At 61.9% G+C, this 21,638-nt stretch carries 22 protein-coding genes and 2 pseudogenes; 15 read left to right on the forward strand and 9 right to left on the reverse strand.

The genetic code is table 11. The features are described 5' to 3' along the window. Positions 1–89: 89 nt before the first annotated feature. Both secG and VGP39_RS11165 read left to right on the forward strand, forming a co-directional pair. Positions 90–476, forward strand: a complete 387-nt coding sequence (gene secG, locus VGP39_RS11160; RefSeq protein ID WP_327568163.1) for a preprotein translocase subunit SecG — start codon at positions 90–92, stop codon at positions 474–476. Between the two features lie 173 nt (positions 477–649). Further along, positions 650–2,281, forward strand: a complete 1,632-nt coding sequence (locus VGP39_RS11165) for a CTP synthase (protein ID WP_327568164.1) — start codon at positions 650–652, stop codon at positions 2,279–2,281. Between the two features lie 14 nt (positions 2,282–2,295). Here VGP39_RS11165 and VGP39_RS11170 read toward each other — a convergent pair whose 3' ends face one another. Further along, positions 2,296–2,577, reverse strand: a complete 282-nt coding sequence (locus tag VGP39_RS11170) for a BrnA antitoxin family protein (protein ID WP_327568165.1) — start codon at positions 2,575–2,577, stop codon at positions 2,296–2,298. A gap of 368 nt (positions 2,578–2,945) precedes the next feature. Between VGP39_RS11170 and VGP39_RS11175 the strand changes: the two genes are divergently transcribed. From VGP39_RS11175 to VGP39_RS11190, 4 genes are all read left to right on the forward strand, one after another. After that, a complete protein-coding gene (locus VGP39_RS11175) occupies positions 2,946–3,272 on the forward strand; it encodes an NIPSNAP family protein (RefSeq protein ID WP_327568166.1) in 327 nt (108 codons plus the stop codon). 22 nt (positions 3,273–3,294) lie between these two features. After that, a complete protein-coding gene (locus VGP39_RS11180) occupies positions 3,295–4,164 on the forward strand; it encodes a VOC family protein (protein ID WP_327568167.1) in 870 nt (289 codons plus the stop codon). A 51-nt stretch (positions 4,165–4,215) separates the two neighbouring features. Further along, a complete protein-coding gene (gene kdsA, locus VGP39_RS11185) occupies positions 4,216–5,061 on the forward strand; it encodes a 3-deoxy-8-phosphooctulonate synthase (RefSeq protein WP_327568184.1) in 846 nt (281 codons plus the stop codon). A 192-nt stretch (positions 5,062–5,253) separates the two neighbouring features. Next, a complete protein-coding gene (locus VGP39_RS11190) occupies positions 5,254–5,496 on the forward strand; it encodes a hypothetical protein (RefSeq protein WP_327568168.1) in 243 nt (80 codons plus the stop codon). Positions 5,497–5,592: 96 nt separating this feature from the next. Here the strand turns inward: VGP39_RS11190 and VGP39_RS11195 are convergent, their stop codons facing one another. From VGP39_RS11195 to VGP39_RS28155, 3 genes and pseudogenes are all read right to left on the reverse strand, one after another. Further along, the gene (locus tag VGP39_RS11195; protein WP_327568169.1) at positions 5,593–7,320 is read right to left on the reverse strand and encodes a hypothetical protein; all 1,728 of its coding nucleotides are present in this window, start codon (positions 7,318–7,320) and stop codon (positions 5,593–5,595) included. 59 nt (positions 7,321–7,379) lie between these two features. Next, a complete protein-coding gene (locus tag VGP39_RS11200) occupies positions 7,380–7,853 on the reverse strand; it encodes a hypothetical protein (RefSeq protein WP_327568170.1) in 474 nt (157 codons plus the stop codon). Positions 7,854–8,079: 226 nt separating this feature from the next. Further along, a pseudogene (locus tag VGP39_RS28155) lies at positions 8,080–8,478 on the reverse strand (chitosanase); the annotation flags it as partial. A gap of 254 nt (positions 8,479–8,732) precedes the next feature. Between VGP39_RS28155 and VGP39_RS11210 the strand changes: the two are divergent. Further along, positions 8,733–9,908 (forward strand): MFS transporter, encoded by a 1,176-nt coding sequence (locus VGP39_RS11210; RefSeq protein WP_327568172.1) that lies wholly within the window; start codon positions 8,733–8,735, stop codon positions 9,906–9,908. Positions 9,909–10,141: 233 nt separating this feature from the next. On the opposite strand, the gene VGP39_RS11215 is transcribed toward VGP39_RS11210, so the two are convergent. Beyond that, positions 10,142–10,813: a tectonin domain-containing protein gene (locus VGP39_RS11215; protein ID WP_327568173.1), complete on the reverse strand. Its 672-nt coding sequence runs from the start codon at positions 10,811–10,813 to the stop codon at positions 10,142–10,144. A gap of 283 nt (positions 10,814–11,096) precedes the next feature. Next, entirely contained in the window at positions 11,097–11,573 is a 477-nt protein-coding gene (gene queF / locus VGP39_RS11220) for a preQ(1) synthase (RefSeq protein ID WP_327568174.1), read from the reverse strand. A gap of 66 nt (positions 11,574–11,639) precedes the next feature. Here queF and VGP39_RS11225 point away from each other — a divergent pair, with 66 nt between their 5' ends. Further along, the gene (locus VGP39_RS11225) at positions 11,640–12,173 is read left to right on the forward strand and encodes a GNAT family N-acetyltransferase (RefSeq protein WP_327568175.1); all 534 of its coding nucleotides are present in this window, start codon (positions 11,640–11,642) and stop codon (positions 12,171–12,173) included. Between the two features lie 11 nt (positions 12,174–12,184). Here VGP39_RS11225 and VGP39_RS11230 read toward each other — a convergent pair whose 3' ends face one another. Both VGP39_RS11230 and VGP39_RS11235 read right to left on the reverse strand, forming a co-directional pair. Then, complete coding sequence (locus tag VGP39_RS11230; protein WP_327568176.1) at positions 12,185–12,559, reverse strand: hypothetical protein; 375 nt, start codon at positions 12,557–12,559, stop codon at positions 12,185–12,187. Continuing rightward, positions 12,556–13,545: a virginiamycin B lyase family protein gene (locus tag VGP39_RS11235; RefSeq protein ID WP_327568177.1), complete on the reverse strand. Its 990-nt coding sequence runs from the start codon at positions 13,543–13,545 to the stop codon at positions 12,556–12,558. The genes VGP39_RS11230 and VGP39_RS11235 overlap by 4 nt, the downstream gene beginning before the upstream one ends. A 169-nt stretch (positions 13,546–13,714) precedes the next feature. Here VGP39_RS11235 and eno point away from each other — a divergent pair, with 169 nt between their 5' ends. Both eno and VGP39_RS11245 read left to right on the forward strand, forming a co-directional pair. Beyond that, positions 13,715–14,998, forward strand: coding sequence for a phosphopyruvate hydratase (gene eno / locus VGP39_RS11240; RefSeq protein WP_327568178.1), 1,284 nt, complete (start codon positions 13,715–13,717; stop codon positions 14,996–14,998). Between the two features lie 180 nt (positions 14,999–15,178). After that, entirely contained in the window at positions 15,179–16,219 is a 1,041-nt protein-coding gene (locus VGP39_RS11245; RefSeq protein WP_327568179.1) for a LysR family transcriptional regulator, read from the forward strand. Between the two features lie 221 nt (positions 16,220–16,440). Here the strand turns inward: VGP39_RS11245 and VGP39_RS11250 are convergent, their stop codons facing one another. Continuing rightward, positions 16,441–16,965: a GNAT family N-acetyltransferase gene (locus tag VGP39_RS11250; RefSeq protein ID WP_327568180.1), complete on the reverse strand. Its 525-nt coding sequence runs from the start codon at positions 16,963–16,965 to the stop codon at positions 16,441–16,443. Positions 16,966–17,335: 370 nt separating this feature from the next. Between VGP39_RS11250 and VGP39_RS11255 the strand changes: the two genes are divergently transcribed. From VGP39_RS11255 to VGP39_RS11275, 5 genes and pseudogenes are all read left to right on the forward strand, one after another. Continuing rightward, on the forward strand, positions 17,336–17,773 hold the full coding sequence (locus VGP39_RS11255; RefSeq protein ID WP_327568181.1) for a helix-turn-helix transcriptional regulator: 438 nt from the start codon (positions 17,336–17,338) through the stop codon (positions 17,771–17,773). Beyond that, positions 17,770–18,147, forward strand: a complete 378-nt coding sequence (locus VGP39_RS11260) for a helix-turn-helix transcriptional regulator (protein ID WP_327568182.1) — start codon at positions 17,770–17,772, stop codon at positions 18,145–18,147. Before VGP39_RS11255 ends, VGP39_RS11260 begins: the two co-directional genes overlap by 4 nt. A 454-nt stretch (positions 18,148–18,601) precedes the next feature. Further along, positions 18,602–19,561: an ABC transporter substrate-binding protein gene (locus VGP39_RS11265; protein WP_327568185.1), complete on the forward strand. Its 960-nt coding sequence runs from the start codon at positions 18,602–18,604 to the stop codon at positions 19,559–19,561. Between the two features lie 29 nt (positions 19,562–19,590). Continuing rightward, the gene (gene ilvD / locus VGP39_RS11270) at positions 19,591–21,285 is read left to right on the forward strand and encodes a dihydroxy-acid dehydratase (RefSeq protein WP_327568183.1); all 1,695 of its coding nucleotides are present in this window, start codon (positions 19,591–19,593) and stop codon (positions 21,283–21,285) included. A 37-nt stretch (positions 21,286–21,322) separates the two neighbouring features. Continuing rightward, positions 21,323–21,638, forward strand: a pseudogene (locus VGP39_RS11275) (NADH oxidase); the annotation flags it as partial.

A 21,638-nucleotide genomic window follows, 5' to 3' on the forward strand; every position in this document is an offset into this window, starting at 1 on the left:
TCGTGTAGACACCGCGCGACTTCAAACCCCGCAAGCCCCATTGCGTTGCCGGCCTCCGGCGACCTCTGGCTTGTGATGGAAGGTTACAGATGCAGACTGTCGTTATTGTGGTCCACCTGATGCTCGTCGCGGCCTTGATTGCGACGGTGCTGCTGCAGAAATCCGAGGGCGGCGGCCTCGGGATGGGTGGAGGCGGCGGGTTTATGTCCAGCCGCGGGACCGCCAACCTGCTGTCGCGCACCACTGCGGTGCTTGCGGTGGGTTTTTTCCTCACCAGTCTGGTGCTGTCGTGGCTCGCCAGCTATGACCGCAAGCCGAGTTCGATCATCCCCAGCGATCCGGCATCGCAGTCGCAGCCGGCGACGCCGATTTCCCCGCCGCAGGGCGGCGGCATTCTGGATTCGCTGAAGAAATCCGATGAGCGCCAGCAGAACCAGCCGGCGCCCTCGGGCCCCCAGGCGCCCCGATCGCAATAACAATAAAGCAGTGCGGCCATGCAGGACGAAGGCTAGCGTCCTGCATCAGCAGTCTCCATCAAGAGACTGACAACACTTTGTTTTTGACGTCACCCACAGCGAACCGGTTTCCCCGCTCGGAGATTGCGATTCGTTTTGGCGAATCGGGCGGGTAGCCTTAAAGGTTAAGTCCCATGGCGCGGTACATATTCATCACCGGCGGCGTGGTCTCCTCGCTCGGGAAAGGTCTGGCTTCGGCCGCGCTCGGCGCGCTGCTGCAGGCACGCGGCTACAAGGTCCGACTGCGCAAGCTCGACCCCTACCTCAATCTCGATCCCGGAACGATGTCGCCATACCAGCACGGCGAAGTGTTCGTGACCGATGATGGCGCCGAGACCGACCTCGATCTCGGACATTACGAGCGTTTCACCGGACGCCCCGCCACCAAGCGGGACAATATCACCACCGGGCGCATCTATCAGGACATCCTGACCAAGGAGCGCCGCGGCGATTATCTCGGCGCCACCATCCAGGTGATCCCGCACGTCACCAACGCCATCAAGGATTTCATCCTCGACAGCAACGATGCTTACGATTTCGTGCTGTGCGAGATCGGCGGCACCGTCGGCGATATCGAGGGCCTGCCGTTCTTCGAGGCGATCCGCCAGATCAAGAACGACCTGCCGCGCGGCCACGCCATCTACGTCCATTTGACGCTGTTGCCCTATATTCCGAGCGCCGGTGAGCTAAAGACAAAACCGACCCAGCATTCGGTCAAGGAGCGGCGGTCGATCGGCATCCAGCCCGATATTCTGCTGTGCCGCACCGACCGTCCGATCCCGAAGGAAGAGCGCCGCAAGCTCGGCCTGTTCTGCAATGTGCGTGAGAGCGCGGTGATCGAGGCGCGCGACGTCGACAACATCTACGCCGTGCCGGAGGCCTATCACGCCGCCGGCCTCGACGACGAGGTGCTGGCGGCGTTCGGCATCGAGCCCAGGATTCCCCCGGCGCTGCAGAGCTGGAACGTCATCAACGAGCGGGTCCGCAATCCGGAAGGCGCCGTCACCATCGCCATCGTCGGCAAATACACCGGCATGAAGGACGCCTACAAATCGCTGATCGAGGCGCTGAGCCACGGCGGCATCGCCAACAAGGTCAAGGTCAATCTCGACTGGATCGAGAGCGAGGTGTTCGAGAACGAAGACCCCGCGCCATTCCTCGAGCACGTCAACGGCATCCTGGTGCCCGGCGGTTTCGGCCAGCGCGGCGCCGAGGGCAAGATCCGCGCGGCACAGTTCGCGCGGGAGCGCGACGTCCCGTATTTCGGCATCTGTTTCGGAATGCAGATGGCGGTGATCGAGGCGGCGCGAAACCTGGTCGGCATCGAGGACGCCAATTCGACCGAGTTCGGGCCGACGCCCGAGCCGCTGGTTGGTTTGATGACGGAATGGCTGCGCGGCAACGAGCTGGAGAAGCGTTCGAAGGCCGGCGACCTCGGCGGCACCATGCGGCTCGGCGCCTATCCTGCGACGCTGCGGCGTGGCAGCCGGGTGTCGGATATCTATGGCGGCGCCACCGAAATCTCGGAGCGCCACCGCCACCGCTATGAGGTCAACACCGCCTACAAGGACCGCCTCGAGCAGCACGGCCTGCGGTTCTCCGGTTCGTCCCCCGACGGCGTGCTGCCGGAGATCGTCGAATACGAGGATCACCCGTGGTTCATCGGGGTGCAATTCCACCCCGAACTGAAGTCGCGGCCATTCGAACCGCACCCGCTGTTCGCGTCCTTTGTGCAGGCGGCGGTGGTGCAGTCGCGACTGGTGTAGGACGGCTCAGCCGATCAGCTCGCCTTCTTCGCAATCTTGCGCAGGGCCTCGTCAATCTTCGACTGCCAGCCTGGGCCCTTGGCTTTGAAGTAGGAAATCACCTCGGGGCTCAGCCTGATCGACACCGCAACCTTGGTCGGCGCTTTCTGCGGCCCACGGCGGATGCGGGCGAGGATTTCCGGCGTGAGGTCTTTGACCTTGATAGGGGGGTCAAAATACGTTGCCCTCGCAAAATCTTCTTCGGTCCATTCCGGATTGTCGTCGTCGAAGACGGGCTCTTTCAGCTTACGGGGCATAGCGCGTCAACTCCTGGCATGAGCATGTCGTAGACTGATCGGCCGGCGCGCATCGTCACGCATCGTAAAGACCAGGCAATGCGGCAGGCCATCCAACAATCCGTAGGCGCGATAGCGCGGTTCGCCTTAGTCGAACCGGCTGTCGGGAACTGTGGCGGAAATTTTTAGATCAACCCATCGGGCAAGCGAGATGCGATGCTTCGCGAGATTGATCGATTCTTCGGTCGGGTCGAAATCAGACATTATCGTATATACGATCTGCTGTAAATGCCCGTCTACTAACACGCAGTTGCGTCTGCATCGTTTGCGCGCAAGACATCCCCCCAACCACCCGCTATAACCGCCGCGCAAGAAAACGGAGGAAACCTATGATTTGCGAGATGCGCGTCTATCGCTGCCTGCCGGGCCGGTTGCCGGCGCTGCTGAAGCGCTTTGAGAACACCACGCTGAAACTCTGGGACAAGCACGGCATCAAGCAGGCCGGCTTCTTCACCACGCTGATCGGTGAATCCAATCAGGAATTGACCTATTTCCTAGCATGGGAATCGCTCGCCGACCGCGAGAAGAAATGGAACGCGTTTCAGAGCGATCCGGATTGGATCGACGCGCGCGCCAAGAGCGAGGCGGATGGCCAGATCATCGGCAATATCGTCAGCCAGCTGCTGGTGCCCACCGCGTTCTCGTCGGTGAAATGAGCTGAAGGCGAGTACCCGCACGATGCCGAGGGGGCTCGACCATATCGTGCACGCCGTCCGCGATCTCGACGCGGCGGCGGAATTCTATTCCCGCGCCGGCTTCACCGTCGGCGCGCGCAATCGTCACGCCTGGGGGACGCACAACCATATCGTTCAGTTTCCCGGGGTGTTCATCGAGCTGATCGCAATCGGCGAACCCGAACTGATCAGGATCGGCGCCCCCGGGACATTCTCGTTCGGCGCCTTCCTGCGCGATTTTCTTGCGCGCGAAGAGGGGTTGGCGATGCTGGTGCTGGAAGGCAAGGGCGCGCCTGCGGACGCTGCAGCGTTTCGCGAAGCCGGCATCGGCGATTTCAAGCCGTTCAACTTTGAGCGCGAGGCGACGCGCCCCGACGGGTCGCCGACCAAGGTCGGGTTCTCGCTGGTGTTTGCGGCCGACGAAAAAGCTCCCGACATCGGGTACTTTACTTGCCAGCAACACCATCCGGAGAATTTCTGGAATCCGGCCTTCCAGCGCCATCCCAACGGCGCAGCGGGCATCGCGGGAATCGTTATGGCCTCCAGCAACCCCGGAGACCATCGCCACTTCATCAGCGCGTTTTCGGGCGAGCGTCATATCGAGGCCGACGCAAACGGCATTTCCGCCACGACGCCGCGCGGCATCATCCAGGTCATGAATCCTTCCGCCTATCGCGCAACTACGGGGACCGAAGCCCCGGACCTCGCGCGTGGAGCACATCTTGCGGCCATACGCTTCATCGTCCGTGACAAGGCGGCCGCGACGTCGGCGCTAAAAGGCGGCGGCATCGCCGCCACCGAATGCGACGCCGGCATTGTCGTGCCGCCGGACGGGGCATATGGCGCAACCCTGATCTTCGAGGCATCCAAATAGGTTGATCCGGCCGACGCTGCCCGGCATGGTCCGGCCAGAAGAGGAAGCATGTTGAATACCAGTATTTCAGCCGCACCGGTGGTTACCGCTGGCAGTGTGACATTCGGCAATGGCCTGCCGATCTCGATCATCGCCGGTCCGTGCCTGCTGGAAAGCCGCGCGCATGCGCTGGAGGTGGCATCCGCGCTGAAGGAAATTGCGGCGCGTCTGAAGATCGGGCTTGTCTACAAGACTTCGTTCGACAAGGCCAACCGCACCAGCGCGTCAGCAGCGCGCGGCATCGGCCTCCAACAGGCGCTGCCGATTTTTGCGGAAATTCGCTCGTCGCTCGGAATCCCCGTGCTCACCGATGTCCACGAGGTCTCGCAATGCGCCGAGGTCGCGCAGGCCGTCGACGTGCTGCAGATTCCGGCCTTCCTGTGCCGGCAGACCGACCTGCTGCTGGCGGCGGCGGCAACCGGCAAGGTCGTCAACGTCAAAAAGGGCCAGTTTCTGGCTCCCTGGGACATGGCCAACGTGGTGGCCAAGATCACCGGCGCCGGCAACCGCAATGTGCTGGTGACCGAGCGCGGGGCCTCGTTCGGCTACAACACGCTGGTTTCCGACATGCGCGCGCTGCCGATCCTGGCGCGCACCACCGGCGCGCCGGTGATTTTCGACGCCACCCATTCGGTGCAGCAGCCCGGCGGCAAGGGAACATCGTCCGGCGGCGAGCGCGAATTCGTCCCGGTGCTGGCGCGCGCCGCGGTCGCGGTCGGCGTTGCCGGGGTGTTCCTCGAAACCCATCCCGATCCCGATTCCGCGCCCTCCGACGGTCCCAACATGGTGCCGCTACGCGAGTTCGAAGCGCTGCTGCGGACGCTGATGGCATTCGACGCGCTCGCTAAGCAGGTCTGAACCGCAAATACCGTCCGCAGTCGCGCGCGCGACGGTTCGTGAGCGGCGCTGGTGTTAACTTGGCTTGTTGCAGGGGATTGGGGGCCCGTTGCATGTTGTAACCGGACATACCACATTCTTTGCGTTCGGTTGACAGCCTTGACGAAATACGAACGCTGGCCGCGAATCGGAGGCTTCCAAGGAGCTTGAATCATGCCTAAAATCGTTTCCGCGGGAACAGATGCGCCGGCATCCGATCCATATGAGCATGGGCCGCTTCGTGCCGAACGTATCCCGCCGGGGAATTACACCGCCAAGTTCCTGAATGATTTAAAGGTTCAAAACCAGGTAGCGCCGGTGGATGAGAACTGGGACCCTAGCCGGTCCAGCCTGCCACCGCGCGTCAACTGGGTGATTTATCCCAACGGCGATCTTGAACGAGTAGGCTTCGACTGATCGCCTGCCGGCGGCTTCGCTGACGTACCAATAGTGAGCCCTCGGTAAAGATAATAGCGGGCGGGCCTCACCTTATCCGCCCGGCTATGCAGCCATTCAGACGCAGGCGAAACCAGGTCCGTCCTGCTTGCAGAACCCGCAAGCGAAATGGTTTCTCTTCAGCACCTGCTTGCCGCCCTCTGCCACCAGGGAATGTGTTGCGCGTCCTGAATCCTTGGCGCCCATTTCTCCCAGCCGCCGGGTCGCCGTCCCGAGATCGATTTCCCGGCGCTGGATCAGGCCTTCAACGAAGAGCTGCATGGCGGTGTCCGCGCCGAGCGCGCTGTCCGCTTCAGCGCCGACCATTGCCGACGCAACTTCGAACCGCTGCTTCTGCACGGGCGCGTGAACGTCAATGGTAAGCCCCCCGATCGAGATCGGCCTGCTCGGAAGTTCGGGCGTCTCGCCGTAACCCAACCGGAAGCCGTCGTCGACGACTTCGCCTTCGTATGCATACACCGTCGGAGAACCCATCGCCGCGTCCGAGTGGACGATGTTGTCAGCGACCATGACCGCTCCGCGCTGGCGGCCGACCGCTTTCGGAATCGGCGCATCGGCCATCGCTACCGCGGAATCGACCGACAGGATGCCGCGCTCGAGGAAGGCGCTCGTCAGCGCTGGCCGGTTTCGACCGCCGAAGCGAGCCAGGTCGGCCTGGATCATCGCCGCCGCGACCTGACTGAAATACCCTGTCGTGACCGTCGCGGCGAGAACGGCATCGACAACGAGCTGACCGAGATCGCGGCTCACCGCGAGCAGGTTGGCCTCATTGGGAACACCGGTCGCGGTGAACATTCGGGCGAGCACATCGAGGAATGCACCGGTGAACACGCGCGAGAATGAATGCGGTCTTGACGACAGCAGGTTCGCGGGCGCGGACGGTGGAACCGTGTCGATCCGCCGATAAAAAAAGTGGTTCGCAGCGTTGCGTAACGAGTCGCGGTCGACCAGATCCGGTCTGGTTTGGCGAATGGCCCAGCCAAGTTGTTCGGCGAGCCGCGAGAGCCGTGAGTTGGCGTTCAGCCGGCCGCTGGTCTCAGTGATAATGCTCTGGCGCGTCGATGGAAACTGAAGTGCGACCAGCATCGCGCTGATGTCTCCGAACGCCTCGTGGAAAGCGCTGGCCTCGGCATCGCCTGCGTTGAAGAGTTGCGGCCGCAACGCGTCCAGCACCGCATGTCCCAACTCGTGGCACACAATATCGGGGCTTTCGCCGGAATAGATGTCGATACCAGCACTTGCGACCCTGCTCTTGTAAAAGTGAAGTCCGTCAATCCGGCGGTATTGTGCGTTGAGGTCGTCAATCGCATCCACGAGAATAACCCGCATCGGGTTGGAGGTGGACCACGTCGTGCCGGCCGGAAGCAGTGCCCCCCAGAAATTGATTCCGCGGTTGATCGCTTCCGACGCCACCCAATAACGAAAGCCGTCCGTGCCGGGGCTGTAGCGCGCCACCGGCAATTGCGGCTCGACAACGGCCGTTCGCAGCCTGGGATTTGTATTGGTCGCCAAAGCGACTGCCGTCACAGCCGCCCGAGGTGGATTTACCGTCGGCGCCAATTCGCTGAAGGGATCATCCCATGTGTTGATTTCTACCGCGGCCGCTGGTCCCGGAGCGACGCCACCGGCCGGGACGAGTTGTTGCAACTGGTTGCCAACCGTCGTCAGCGCCTCCGTGACCTGCTTCAGCGCACCGATGACCTGCGCAAGATCGACTTGTCCTGACGGCGCTCCTTCGGGTTCGTTTCGTCTTTCGCCTGCCTTCGGTTCGACCTTTTTCGCCATCGCTCCCTCCACTGGAATAAAGCTTGCCGTTACCGTGTCTCAAGCATAGGCGACCAGATTCATGTCAGACGTGGCCATGCCGCGTGCACGTGCGTGTCATGATTAGGACTTCCAGGGCCAAGGACCTCGGTTGCACCGAGCTCGCGGCAGCGCGTCTTGAAGGCGGCGAGAGCCGGATGCGCGGCGCTGATCCGCCGGCCGTTGACGACATTGAAATCGGCGGCGATGCCGGCGTAGTGCCGCGAGTTGGAATTGTGCGAGCCGCCGCAGATTTCGGAGACGGAGAATGTATATTGTTCGGCCAGGGCGAGCATCCCCCGCAGCAACCGTCCATCCAGCATGACGACCCCACCGGGTGCGGTGCCATAACTGCTGCGGTGGGCCGGCCCGCCCGCAGCCATATCGGCAATATTCTGCCGCGCATTGGCTTGATCCTCTACGCCGGACGAATGAACCGTCGCCAGGGTGATGCCGGGATGATTTAGAATGGCGGTGGCGAGCGAGGCCATCGCTGCTGGCGCTTGCAGCAGCACTCGATGCGACCGTGCGGGCGGCGAAAGTATCGTCGCTCCAGATTTCTTCGTAACCCTCTTTTTCGGATTGCACGCCAAGATACGGGATGTCGTCGGCACTCGCGGCGGCGGCAGCCATTCCCATGCCGGCATCCACCGGAGTGCCATTGGCGATGATCGGCAGGAGGCTTAGGTCCCAGTTGCCGCGCCCGATCTCGCGTGCCAGGTCGCGGGTACGGTAGGCGCTGGCGCGAACCGCCGGCCGGTGGTGGTTCAGAAGCCAGTTGTTCCGAACGTCGACATATTGGCGGATCCAGACCTGCTCGTTGCCACCCCGCGCCGGCGGCAGTTCGGGGAAGCGCGAACGCAGAAAATCAAGAATGCCGCCGCTATGAATGAAGGAGTCGTAGATGACGAGAGCGGACAGCGCTTGCGCGAATCCGTTCGCGCCGGCCCAGCTCATGGCTGGTTGAAAGTAGCGACGGTCGAAGAACACGTCCTGCGTCTGGCGCATCACGGGATCTTCCGCGCCGGCCCGGCGGAGCAAAGTCTTGAAGTTGGAATTGTCGACCAAGGCCGTTCGACCGATCAAAGGCACGAATTCGCGCAGGTCGTCTGAGAAGCGTCCGCCCGCATTGAGATACATCTGCACGAGTTCGCGCAGATTTCCGTATTCGGTCGTCTGCGAGCGCCCGTAAGTGATCTGCCGAATATCGTTCGGCCCATCTTCGAAGATGCTGATCGATTGCAGTTAGGCATTAATGGCTTGCGACAGGTTGACGCGGAAGGCGTACGCGACGCAAAGTCCGCGGCAATGAACAGTTCCACTGAATTCAAAATGCACTCCGCCGCCTATCGACGCGTCCTGGCGTGCGGGGCTGCGGCCGCATGAAGCCGCACATGCCGCCGGTCCTGAATATCATCGCGCTGGCGACGTTTGCAGCGAGCCTGTCGGCGCGGGCGCTGGATCCGGTGCTGCCGCATGTCGCCGAGGATTTCGGCGTCAGCATCGCGACGGCTGCGAGTTTTGCAGCCGTCTTCGCATTCACCTTCGCCATCGTGCAGCCGGTGCTTGGAGCAGCGGCGGACCTGTTCGGCAAGGCGCGGCTGATGATCGCCTGCCTGGTGCTGCTTGGGCTCGCCAGCATCCTCGGCGCGTTGTCGACGTCGTTTCCGATGCTGTTCGCAACGCGCATCCTCGCCGGCATCGGCTCCGGCGGCGTGTTTCCGATCGCGCTGGGCCTCACCAGCGATCTGGTCGCGCCGGACAAGCGGCAGGTCGCGATCGGCCGCACGCTCGCCGGCGCCATGACCGGCAACCTGCTGGGCGCGTCCGCCTCCGGTCTGATCGGCGATCTTCTCGGATGGCGCGGCGTGCTCGCGGTGCTCGGCGTGCTGGTGATCGCGGCCTCGATCGCGGTCGCCATCGGCTTCCGCGGCGCGGCGCTGACACCGGCGCCCAGAACGAATTTCTCGATGCTCAAACAGGGCTACAGAACGATCTTCGCCAATGCGAATGCGCCGGTTTGCTATTCGGCGGTCTTTATCGAGGGCTGCTGCGTGCTCGGGTTGTTTCCGTTCATCGCGGCGCTCCTGTTCGAACTCGGTGTGACGAGCCTGTCGATCGCAGGCGTCGTCATCGCCGGCTTCGCCGTCGGCGGCCTGTTCTATACCATCAGCGTGTCGCGATTCCTGCCGCGGCTTGGCGTCAAGGGCATGATGATATCGGGCGCAACCCTGGTCGGGCTGCAGCTTGGCGTCATCGCATTGGGCCCTGGCTGGACCATCCAGGCCTTGAGCCTGCTGTTCATGGGCTGGGGCTTTTACATGATCCACGGATGCCTGCAGGTGTTTGCCAGCGAACTCTCGGCCACCGCCCGCGCCACCGCGCTGTCGCTGCATTCTTTCTTTTTCTTCATGGGTCAAACCATCGGACCGATCGCCTACGGTTTCGGTCTGGCATATCTCGGCAAAATTCCGACGCTGCTTACCAGTGCGGCCATCATGATCGCGCTGGGCTTTGTCTGCGCACGGCTGTTGCGGCAGACGAGGCCCGCGGATGCCGCGGCAGCCTGAGCGGCGGATCTCGCTCCGCCGCAAACGCGCGGTGTCGCCGCATCGGCGATCAAGAATGATCCGGCACACCATGAAGACCGAATTATTTGCAAAGCTTGGTCCGGATCGGCCTGCCACTGGCTTCACGGAAAGGTAACACGAATGCGGCAAGCGACGGGCTGTTTCGCTGACCCGTCAGTCCTGCCGCATCGTGTGCCAGTTCGGATGAACGGATCGCCATCCGAAACCCAAGCCTATGTGCGAACGTAGCGGTAGATATTCCCGGCCGAGTTGACGCCCCATACCGCGCCGTCGACGCCCGCCCCAATGTCGGAAAGGCCGCCCGGTATCTGGACCCAAGGAGTGGCATCGTCCTGCGTGTAGGCGTAAATGTTGGCGGCCGAGTTGACGCCCCAAACATTGGTTCTGGATCCGGCGGATATTCCCTTGAGGCCGCCGCCGATTTGCGTCCAGCTTCCAGTGTCGGCGTATCTGTAGATATTCCCCGCCGAATTGACGCCCCACACGGTACCGTCCGCGGCCGCCCCGATGTCCGAGAGTCCGCCTGGGATCTGGATCCAGGGGTTAGCATCGTTTTGGGTGTAGCGGTAGATGTTGCCAGCCGCATTGACGCCCCACACGTTGGTCTTGGACCCGACCGAGATGCGGGTCAGGCCTCCTGGAATGAGCTTCCAGGACCCGTCTTCCATGTATCGGTAGATATTTCCCGCCGAGTTGACCCCCCACACGGTGCCATCGGCGGCCGACCCAATATCCGAAAGCGCCCCGGGTATCTGGACCCAGTCGCCGGCACCTAAAGTGCTGTAGCGATAGATGTTGTGGGCCGCGTTGACACCCCACACGTTGGTTTCGGATCCTGCCGATATGCGGACGAGGGCTCCTGGTATCTGTTTCCACGCTGTCATGACAAAAATCTCCAAAAAATTGCATGTTGAAATACTAACAACCTATATTTGAATTGCGCGAATTCAAAGTCAAGTTGTCTTTTTGATAATATTCAACGTTAGGATCACGAATGCGAGGGCAAGGGGGATCGGCCGGGTATGCGGCAAATACGCCATGACCGCACGTAGCGGAATGCGTTGCCAGACGATCCAAACGCTGAGCTAGATGCCGCGGCAAGTGGTCGGCGCGTGAAGGGGATCTTTCCCGACGTAGTCGAACGCGCAACTTTTTTGATGCGCAGGATCAACCCCGGCCGCGATAGGGCGCGACGCCCTGGTCCGGAACCCACATGCCCTTCGGCAGCTTGCCGGTCTGCCAGAACACGTCGATGGGAATGCCGCCGCGCGGGTACCAGTAGCCGCCGATGCGCAGCCATTTCGGTTTGATTTCGGCGGCGAGCCGCTTGCCGATCGCAACCGTGCAGTCCTCATGGAGTGCTCCGTGATTGCGGAAGCTCGCGACAAAAAGCTTTAGCGATTTCGACTCCAGCAGCCATTGTCCCGGCACATAATCGATCACCAGATGGGCAAAATCCGGCTGCCCCGTGACCGGACAGATCGAGGTGAATTCCGGCACCGCGAAACGCACCAGATAGTCGGTGCCGGTTTGCGGATTGGGCACGCCGTCGATCTGCGCTTCCTCGGGCGTGCGCGGCCATGGCACCGCGCGGCCGAGCTGCAAGCTTGGTGATTTCGGCGATTTACTGGGCTTCCTGGACATGGTGGTCTCCGTTGATCCTCTGATAGCCAATCGTAGGGCTGAGGTCACGAGGTTACCGGTGCTGTTGTGGCTGGGATAATAATCGAAACGTCACGCACGGGGCTGCGTTGCTGGCAAGACTCCGACCGGAATGCATTTGCCGCCATGCACGCGCACCCGGAGGTGATGGCTGATGCCGGCGGGCCGCTCGACCGCGCAACGAGCGATGCGAAGTTCGACCGCTACGTCGCGGCGTTCGAGCAATACGGGTTCACGCGCTGGGCGGTGGAAAATCTGCGGGGCGGTTTTCTTGGCTACGCCGGGGTCATGCCTTCGCGGCCTGTCCATCCGCTCGGTCCCCATGTGGATATCGGCTGGCGGCTGGTGCGACCCGCATGGGGGCATGGATACGCCAGTGAGGCCGCGGGGGCGGCACTGCACGATGCCTTCAGCCGCTGCGGGCTGACCGAAGTCCTCGCTTATGCCTCCCCCGACAATTCCAGATCGCAGGCTGTGATGGACCGCTTGGGCTTGCGACGTGATGCGGCGCGCGACTTCATCACGCAGTACAATGATATCGGGACCTGGCACGGATGGGTGTGGGTCGGCCGTCCTGCATAAGCGCACCATCATCAACGCGACGCGGGATCCGTCAGAAAACGGACCAGTTCCTGCCGCTGCGCCGCATCCTCGATGCCGCGCATCGACATCCACAGACCCGGAAATATTTCCGCCGGATCGGCGAGAAAAGCATCGAGCCGCCGTGCATCCCAGTGCAAACCGTCATCGCGCGCCCTGCGCAGGACCGGCGAATAATCGAAGGCCGTATCGCCGCCGATCCTGCGTCCGATCAGGCCGGCGAGATTGGGACCGGGCAGGCCTCGCTCCGCCGGATCGAGGCTGTGGCAGGCACGGCAGGGCGCGAACAGGTGGGCGCCGCTTTCTTCTGCGGTCGCCGGAGCGGCCGTCAGCACTGCGAGCAGCAGCAGACCCGCGAAAAACCTCACGCCGGCGCGACGGTCTGGATCACCACCAGCCGGTTGGTGCCGGATTCGCCGCCCCATGTTTCACCGGGCCTGCCGTCCATCTGCCGTACATTCGCGCTCGCTTTGTCACTCGGGAACGAATTGAATTTTTCAGTCAGCGGATCGAAACGCACGATCGCGTTGGCCGAGAAATCGGTGAGCCAGACCTTGTCCTTGTGATCGACATAGACCGCATAGGTGCGCGGGTTGCTGCCCGGCAGCTTCCAGGCCTTCCATGAGCCGTCGGCCGGATCGTGCACCGAGACGTTGCCGCTGTTCCACTCGCTGACCCAGATGCGGCCCTTGGAGTCCGACCATACCCGGCGCGCCCCCTGATCCTTGGTCGGCGGCTCGACGATGGTGGCGTTGCCCGTTGCAAGATCGATACGCGCGATGTGGCTGCCGGCCAGCGAGGCATACCAGACCTCGCCCTTGGGCGTGATGGTCATGCCGTAAGGCCCGCGGCCGCGCGGCGCCTTGAACACAGTCATGTCCCCCGACTTCGGATCGAGCCGGCCGTAAATGCCGCTCTGTCCGGTGAACCAGTAGATGCCGCTCTTGTCGAACACCGCGGTGTTAAGATTGGCGTAGGCGGCGCTTTCGGGAAGCTTGAACAGCGTCACCTTGTGATCCGCCGGATCGACGCGGGCGATCGCATTCTGTCCGCCTTCGGTGACCCACGGCGCGCCGTCCGGTCCGATAATGACCCCGTGGGGCGCGGCGCCCCTGCCGAGATCGACCAGCTTGAATGAGCCATCCCGCGGATCGAGCCGCCCTAGCGTGCCGTTGCGCTGGCCGCAGAACCAGATCGTGCCGTCCGGCGACGGCGTGACGTCGCGCGAGCCCATGCCGGCGGCGACTGGATAATATTTTACCCGGAACGGACTTTCCTGTGCGGCGGCGCCGCCCAGCAGCGCAGGCGTGGCGAGGATCCCGGCGGTTGAAGCGAGAAACTGGCGGCGATTCATTGCGTTACCCCGGCTCTGTGAGAGAAAGGCTTTGGACGCGTCGATCGACCTCAGCTTAGCACAATCCGACCGGCTCTGCGCATTTGGCAGGCAGCCCGCGAGCGTTCACATTTCCTTGCGCGCCGTGTATGACCCGCCCAGCCAGCCCGAACCACGCAGGAAAAATGCCATGACAGCGATCGTCGACATCATCGGCCGCGAAATTCTCGACAGCCGCGGCAATCCCACGGTTGAGGTCGATGTGGTGCTGGAGGACGGATCATTGGGCCGCGCGGCGGTGCCATCGGGCGCCTCCACCGGCGCCCATGAAGCCGTGGAGCTTCGCGACGGCGACAAGGCCCGCTATCTCGGCAAGGGCGTGCAGAAGGCGGTCGAGGCCGTCAACGGCGAAATCTTCGACGCGCTCGGCGGCATGGACTCCGAGCAGCAGGTGCAGATCGACCAGGCCATGATCGCGCTCGACGGCACGCCGAACAAGAGCCGGCTCGGCGCCAATGCCATCCTCGGCGTCTCCCTTGCGGTCGCCAAGGCGTCGGCCGAATCCTTCGACATGCCGCTGTACCGTTATGTCGGCGGCACCTCGGCGCGGACGCTGCCGGTGCCGATGATGAACATCATCAATGGCGGCGTGCATGCCGACAATCCGATCGATTTCCAGGAATTCATGGTCATGCCGGTCGGCGCCAATACCTTTGCGGAGGCGCTGCGCTGCGGCTCCGAAATTTTCCACACGCTGCGCGGCGAGCTGAAGAAAGCCGGCCACAACACCAATGTCGGCGACGAAGGCGGCTTTGCGCCGAACCTGCCGTCGGCCGACGCAGCGCTCGAATTCGTCATGGGCGCGATCGGCAAGGCCGGCTACAAGGCGGGCTCCGACGTCATGCTGGCGCTGGACTGCGCCGCCACCGAGTTCTTCAGGGACCGCGCTTACGTCTATGGCGGCGAGAACAAGACCCGCAGCTGTTCCGAGCAGGCAAAATATCTCGCCGACCTGGCGTCGCGCTATCCGATCGTCTCCATCGAGGACGGCATGAGCGAAGACGACATGGAAGGCTGGAAGGAACTGACCGATTTGATCGGCGGCAAGTGCCAGCTCGTGGGCGACGACCTGTTCGTCACCAATGTGACGCGGCTCGCCGACGGCATCAAACACGGCCGCGCCAACTCCATCCTGGTCAAGGTCAACCAGATCGGCACGCTGACCGAAACGCTCTCCGCGGTCGAGATGGCCTTCAAGGCCGGCTACACGGCGGTGATGTCGCACCGCTCCGGCGAAACCGAGGATTCCACCATCGCCGACCTCGCCGTCGCCACCAATTGCGGGCAGATCAAGACCGGTTCCCTGGCGCGCTCCGACCGCACCGCCAAATACAATCAGCTGTTGCGCATCGAGCAGCAGCTCGGGGGCCAGGCGACATACGCGGGCAGGGCGGCGCTGAAGGCGTTGGCGTAATGAGCGCCGCCGGGCTGTCGGTTGCGTGAAGTTGTAGCTCGTGATCGGTCGCCTTTGTCGAGGTTTCGGAGAAGACGGGCGGCGGGGACGGTTTCGCCGACGTGGGCTGCTCTGAGTGGACTTCCGGCTCGAAACACGGATAAGCTGTGCGCCATCGTCATTCACCTGGCTGGGGATGCCATGCGCCCGTTCGACGAGGAACAACAGTCATTTAACAAGAGTTCGCTTGACGAAGAGACGCTGCTGAGCGGACAGTTCTGGGGCGAACTACGCGTCTTTCTGGCAGTGGCAAAGACGAAATCGTTTAACAGGGCCGCGGAGATCACCAACACCAGCCAGCCGACCGTGAGCCGGCAGGTCAAGCGTCTCCAGGACGTGGTGGGTTCGCAGCTTTTCATCTCGACACCGCGCGGCGTAAAACTTACCCAAAAGGGAGAAGCGCTTGCGCAGGCCCTGTCGCGGCTCGATCACACGCTCTTTTCCATTACCAGTGACTTAAAGGCGGAGAGCCGTGAAGCGGAGGGGACGGTGCGCGTCAGCATCACGGACGGGCTGAATGCGTTTTTTGCCGCGCCGGCGCTGGTGCAATTCTCCGCGCAGTACCCGAAAATCCAGTTGCATCTGAAAAACCCGCTCAACGTTATGAACTTGCGGGAAAACCAGACGGACATGATGATCATTACCATGCCGAGCGAGTCATCCGGTATTCAGTTCAGGAAACTGGGCCAACTTCATTTTATCCCAGTCGTCGCGAAGGACTATATCCAGAAATACGGGTTGCCGACGCGCAACAACCTGGAACAGCATCTTTTCATTCAGTCGGAATACTACCTCGCCAAGACCGGCCTGTGGGATGGTTGGCAACAGGCCGTGTCGCGCGGGCGCGTTGCGCACCACTGCGACAACTCGTTCGCGTATGGCATGTTGGTGAAAGCAGGACACGGAATTGGATTGCTCGGCAGCTATACACTTATGGAGCCGTGTGCCGTACCTTTGGAAATCGGCCTAAGGATTTCCGTTCCTCTTTATCTGATCGCATTCACCGAGCGTCTGAACGCTCGCCCTGTCCGTCTCGTGTTTGATTGGTTGAGCGATATCTTCGGAAGCAATAATCCGTGGTTCAGCGACGAGCTCAAACTGAATAACCCGCCGAGCGAGTACGACGCGGGCTTCAGAAAGATGTTTAATCTTGAAGCGAGCGATGGGAACAGCTCTCGCTGATCCGCTCCGAAATTTGAAGATAAGCTCTCCCGACGTCTTGAAACAGTTCGGCAATATCCTGTCCCATTGCCGAGTCCTCCTCGAACAACAGCTTTTGAAACATCATCTGGTGAATGGCGACCACTTGCCTCAGGTGCAGCCGGTAAAAGTCCACGACGACGCCATCTCCTTTCGCTGGTCTAGCGGCAGTCCGCCCAGCATTTCCTTAAAACCAATTTCGTTCACTGGACGATGGCCTCGAATTTCGATGGCGCGTCCCAAGCCCCCTCGATCCTGAACAGGACGACCGAGTCTGTGCTAACCGAGATTGCGTTGGGCGGAGGTACGAGTTCCTTGACGAGCTCGGTGTAGGGCTCGTCGTGGCCCTCCAAATAGACCGGCTTCTTGCCCTCGGCATTCTTGAATCCGAGGACGATCCTCCACAGCCGCGCATATTTCGATTTGGCATGGGTGATAACCTTGTCATAGCCCTTGCGGGCGACGTGGTCGAACGCGAAATCGGCCGCTGCCTTCAACGTGTGGGTATTGCGATAGTCCTTGCGAAAAGCAGTGCGCTCGAACTTCGCGAAATCCCTGAACCAGCGGATGCGGAGCGTGCCAATCGGTTCGTCACCCGAGTAAACGACGACATGAGTGGCCTGATAATCATTGCCATCGAATTCATATTTAGCCCGGATGCTATGCTCCTCAATGAAGCAGATGCTGCGGATCGCGTAGGCGTACAGCATCTGCTCGGAGGTCGTCACGATCTCGCAGCGGATTTGATTGTGGCCAGACGTGATAGTCCTCATCTTATGTTCCACAAATTCTCTCCTCTCTACGTCAGGTAGCGACGAGTAGATCGGACTGGTTGGACTTGCGGAAGGTGGCAGAACGTGCCGCCGTTCAACGTTGGCGTTGAACTGATCGCCTTTGGTGTCGCGCGAAAGACCAAGGCGTTCCAAGTCCCGCGGCCAGGTTGCTCCGATAAACCGCACACAACCGTGAGGGGCGCGGAGGAAGGGCCGTCTACAGCTACTACCGCTGTTGCACAAAACAGCAGAACGGCTCGGCGAACGGGATGATCTAGGATTGCACATCATCAAGAAACTCTTCCGAAGGTCGTGCAATCCACCAATGACAAAGCAGACGGAGCGGTCCGGAAAACCGAGGGGCCACGACACCAGGAAAAGGCGGCCAACCGCCGCGGACAGCCGAGTTGGAGAGTCCATCCGCGCGCACCGGCTGATCGCAGGAATGTCCCAGGACGACCTTGCGAAACGGCTCGGCGTCTCGTTCCAGCAGGTGCATAAGTACGAAAAGGGTGCGAACCGGGTTGGCGCAGGGCGCCTTCCTCAAATCGCGGAAATACTCGGCGTCCGGATCGGTGCCTTTTTCAATGACCGTGCAGGTACCGGAGCCATTCCCTTCAAGCTCATTACGGACACTGCGACGGTCAGATTGCTGACTGCCTATGCGGGCATTACTGATCGGGCAATTCGGCGCGACCTCAGCGACTTGGTCGAGCGCATCGCCCACTCGGCCAAGAAACAGTCCGGAGACAGAATCCGATGAGCCCGAAAAAGAACACCGCCGACGTCGGGGCACTGGTAGGCAAGCGTATTCGATCGCGCCGCATCGAAGCCGGGATGAGCCAGGAGAACCTAGCCAAGGCTCTCGGCCTCACACTCCAGCAGGTTCGAGAATACGAAAAAGGCACCCAGCGGATAAGTTCCGGGCTGCTGCTCAAGATTGCTGAGTTGCTCGAATGCAATGTCACGCATTTCTTCGAGCACCCCAACCGGGTTCAGACGAGCGCCAGCACGCCGTTCGCGAAATTCATGTCAACGAAGGAAGGCGTCGCCATCATCAAGGCCATGTTGAAGATCAGCAATCGGGACTTGCGCCGAAAGGTCATCGAAATCGCCGAAAAACTCGCCGAAACATAGCTCATGCAGACCGAACAATCCCCTGCATGTTGCTGCCGTGACGTGACCCTCCTGATGCGCGCCGGTCAATAGCCGGTCATCCTCCTCCGCCTCAAAGCGTTCCGCCCAGCGTTAAAACGCCCGCGCGTTGATCCCCAGAATCTCCGACGCATCCGCCTGCGACGGCTCCTTTGCCTCGGCCCGATCCAGCAAACTCGAAAACCGCATCCGTCGTACTCCCTGGTGAATGGATGCCGCGCCCATGGTGCCCCCTTTGTTCAGGCAACCAAAAACGACGACATTTCACGAGCTACAAACACACGACAGATCACGAGCTACTGACAGAATCGCCGGCCGCGCTTGCCCGGCCCTCGGAAGCATGAAAGGCTTGTGTAAATTGATACTTGGGACGGCCGAATTGCGGCTGGAATTTTTGGGGGGAATGCAAATGAAACGGTTGGATTTGAAATGGCTGATGGTCGCTGCAATCGGGATTTGCGCGCTTGGAGGCGTTAGTAAAGCCTACGCGCAGCAGACGATCCGCGTCGGCTGGACCATTCCGGCGGAAGAATCCAAATATTGGATGATGAAGCGGCCGGCGGAATTCCCCAATCTCGGCAAGACCTACAATATCGAATGGACCCAGTTCCAGGGCACCTCACCGATGACGCAGGCGCTGGCGGCGGGCGCGCTGGATTGCGCGACGCAGGCGCCGCTGTCGTTGTCGAATGGCGTGGTCGGCGGCAATCTGAAGGCATATATCGTGGCGCAGCACGTCTACGAAAAGCCCGGCGGGTTTTCGGTCTATTGGGCCGTGATGGACGATTCCCCGATCAAGAAGATCGCCGACCTCAAGGGCAAGACGGTCGGCATTTCGGTCATCGGGGGCGGCACTCAGGGTCCGTTCGAGTTGCTGCTCAAGAAGAACGGCGTCGACCCCAAGACAGACATCAAGCTGGTCGAAACCGGCTTCTCGATCTCCGAGGACGCCTTGCGCCAGGGACGCGTCGACGCCGTGAACATGAACCAGCCGTTTGCCGCGCGGGCGGAGGCCAAGGGCGGCACGCGAAAGCTGTTCTCGCTGTCCGAGGAGATGCCGAACATCGTCCACATCCTAGAGGCCTGCCGCGCCGATTTTGTCGACAAGAATCCGGAACTGGTGAAGGCCTATGTGCGCGACATCACCCTCGGCATGAAGAAAGCACTGGCCGACCGGGCCGAAACCCTCAAGGTGGTTTCCGAACAGTTGAAGGCGCCGATAGCTGTGCTGGATACCTATCTCCTCAAGGACAATGATTTCGGCCGTGACCCCGGCGCCGCGCCGAACTTCGAGGCGATCCAGAAGATGCTCGACATCTATGCCGCGACGGGGATGCTGCCCAAGCTCGACGTCGCGCAGTTCAAGCATCCGAGCATCGTCGCGCCGCTGCAGTAGGAGTTCCGGCGTTCGCCGGGACGACAATCATGAAAAGATGGCGATCGCGCGTAACCACGGACGGCCTCGATCGCGCGCCGCACCGCGCCTTCATGCGCGCAATGGGGCTTGACGACGCGGCCATCGCCAAGCCGATGATCGGTGTCGTCAGCATGAAGGGCGAACAGACGCCCTGCAACATGACCCATGACTTCCAGGTCGATGCCGCCAAGGCCGGAATTACCGAGGCCGGCGGCACACCGCGCGAATTCACAACTATCTCGGTGTCCGACGGCATCAGCATGAACCACGAGGGGATGAAATTTTCCCTGCTGTCACGCGAGTTGATCGCGGACTCCATTGAGGCCGTGGTCCATGGTCTGGCCTATGACGCCTTGATCGGGTTCGGCGGCTGCGACAAAACGCTTCCGGGCGTGATGATGGGCATGGTCCGCTGCAACGTCCCATCGATCTTCATCTATGGCGGCAGCGCGCTGCCCGGGCACCTCAACGGACGAACCCTCACCGTGCTGGATTCCTATGAGGCCGTCGGCGGCTTCATGACCGGCGACATCGACGAGGCGACGCTGGCCGGGATCGAGCGCGCCTGCCTGCCGACCATCGGCGCCTGCGCCGGGCAATTCACCGCCAACACCATGGCGATGGTTTCGGAGGCGATGGGGCTGACCATTCCGAACGTGTCGATGGTGCCCGGGGTCTATGCCGAGCGCGCGCAGATTGCGCGCCGGGCCGGGCGCCTGGTGATGGAGATGCACGAACGCGGCGGGCCGTTGCCGCGCGAACTGGTGACGCGAAACGCGCTGAAAAACGGCGCGGCCATCGTTGCCGCCACCGGCGGATCGACCAACGCCGCGCTGCATCTGCCGGCGATCGCCAACGAAGCCGGAATTGCCTTTCCGCTCGATGACGTCGGCGAGGTGTTCGCGCGCACACCCCTGCTCGGCAATCTGCGTCCCGGCGGAAAATATACCGCGAAGGATGTCCATGACATCGGCGGGACCGCCGTTGTGATCCGCGCGCTGATCGAAAGCGGTCACATCGATGGCGGCTGTCTGACCATCACGGGCAGGACGATCGCGGAGGAATACGGCCAGGCGAACAAGACCGACGGCGAGGTGATCTATCACACCAGTGCGCCGATCATGCCTGACGGCGGCGTGGCCGTGCTCAAAGGCAATCTTTGTCCTGATGGCGCCGTCATCAAGGTCGCCGGCCTGAAGAAGCTGGTGTTCGAAGGCAGCGCGCGCATTTTTGAAGATGAGGAAGCCTGCGTCGAGGCCGTCCGCCAGCGTAATTATGCCGCCGGCGACGTCCTGGTGATCCGAAACGAAGGTCCCGTCGGGGGGCCCGGCATGCGGGAGATGCTGGGGGTAACCGCTTTGATCTACGGCCAGGGGATGGGCGAGAAGGTGGCGCTCGTTACCGACGGCCGGTTCTCGGGCGCAACCCGCGGCATGTGCATTGGCTATGTGTCGCCGGAGTCCTTTATCGGCGGGCCGCTCGCGGTGCTGCGTGAAGGCGACCGGATCCGGATCGACGCAGCCGCGCGCAGGATGGATGTTCTGATCGACGATGCAGAACTGGCGCGGCGGCGGCAGGAATGGACCCCTCGGCCGCCGCGGCATCGCGCCGGCGCATTGTCCAAATATGCGCAATTGGTCGGGCAGGCGCCGGGCGGCGCGGTAACCCATCGGGGCGCTGCGGATTGGCCATGGTTCGACTAATCATACAAAACTCAAAATTCAGGCAGGGAGGGTTAAGATGGCTTCTGACAACAAGACCGGACTTGAACTTCGGTCGCTGATCAAGAAGAGCGGTGAACTCGAACTGTCGCTGGCCAGCGTTCCAATTCCCGAACCTGGACCCGACGAAGTCCTGGTCCGGGTCGAGGCCTCACCGATCAATCCGTCGGACCTTGGCCTTCTTGTCGGCGCCGCGGACATGTCTACGGCCAAGGCCGCGGGCACTGGCGATGCAGCGGTCGTGACCGCGAAGGTGCCGGATGGGGCGATGAAAGCCATGGCGGGGCGGCTCGATGAATCGATGCCGGTCGGCAACGAGGGCGCCGGCGTGGTGG

This window comes from Bradyrhizobium sp., from assembly GCF_036009065.1.
Lineage (GTDB): Bacteria > Pseudomonadota > Alphaproteobacteria > Rhizobiales > Xanthobacteraceae > Bradyrhizobium.

Bases quoted from the DNA above. Each gene is read 5' to 3' on its own strand.
- secG (WP_327568163.1), top strand. From the start codon at position 90: ATGCAGACTGTCGTTATTGTGGTCCACCTGATGCTCGTCGCGGCCTTG.
- VGP39_RS11165 (WP_327568164.1), top strand. From the start codon at position 650: ATGGCGCGGTACATATTCATCACCGGCGGCGTGGTCTCCTCGCTCGGG.
- VGP39_RS11170 (WP_327568165.1), bottom strand. From the start codon at position 2,577: ATGCCCCGTAAGCTGAAAGAGCCCGTCTTCGACGACGACAATCCGGAA.
- VGP39_RS11175 (WP_327568166.1), top strand. From the start codon at position 2,946: ATGATTTGCGAGATGCGCGTCTATCGCTGCCTGCCGGGCCGGTTGCCG.
- VGP39_RS11180 (WP_327568167.1), top strand. From the start codon at position 3,295: ATGCCGAGGGGGCTCGACCATATCGTGCACGCCGTCCGCGATCTCGAC.
- VGP39_RS11190 (WP_327568168.1), top strand. From the start codon at position 5,254: ATGCCTAAAATCGTTTCCGCGGGAACAGATGCGCCGGCATCCGATCCA.
- VGP39_RS11195 (WP_327568169.1), bottom strand. From the start codon at position 7,320: ATGGCGAAAAAGGTCGAACCGAAGGCAGGCGAAAGACGAAACGAACCC.
- VGP39_RS11210 (WP_327568172.1), top strand. From the start codon at position 8,733: ATGCCGCCGGTCCTGAATATCATCGCGCTGGCGACGTTTGCAGCGAGC.
- VGP39_RS11215 (WP_327568173.1), bottom strand. From the start codon at position 10,813: ATGACAGCGTGGAAACAGATACCAGGAGCCCTCGTCCGCATATCGGCA.
- queF (WP_327568174.1), bottom strand. From the start codon at position 11,573: ATGTCCAGGAAGCCCAGTAAATCGCCGAAATCACCAAGCTTGCAGCTC.
- VGP39_RS11235 (WP_327568177.1), bottom strand. From the start codon at position 13,545: ATGAATCGCCGCCAGTTTCTCGCTTCAACCGCCGGGATCCTCGCCACG.
- eno (WP_327568178.1), top strand. From the start codon at position 13,715: ATGACAGCGATCGTCGACATCATCGGCCGCGAAATTCTCGACAGCCGC.
- VGP39_RS11245 (WP_327568179.1), top strand. From the start codon at position 15,179: ATGCGCCCGTTCGACGAGGAACAACAGTCATTTAACAAGAGTTCGCTT.
- VGP39_RS11255 (WP_327568181.1), top strand. From the start codon at position 17,336: ATGACAAAGCAGACGGAGCGGTCCGGAAAACCGAGGGGCCACGACACC.
- VGP39_RS11260 (WP_327568182.1), top strand. From the start codon at position 17,770: ATGAGCCCGAAAAAGAACACCGCCGACGTCGGGGCACTGGTAGGCAAG.
- VGP39_RS11265 (WP_327568185.1), top strand. From the start codon at position 18,602: ATGGTCGCTGCAATCGGGATTTGCGCGCTTGGAGGCGTTAGTAAAGCC.
- ilvD (WP_327568183.1), top strand. From the start codon at position 19,591: ATGAAAAGATGGCGATCGCGCGTAACCACGGACGGCCTCGATCGCGCG.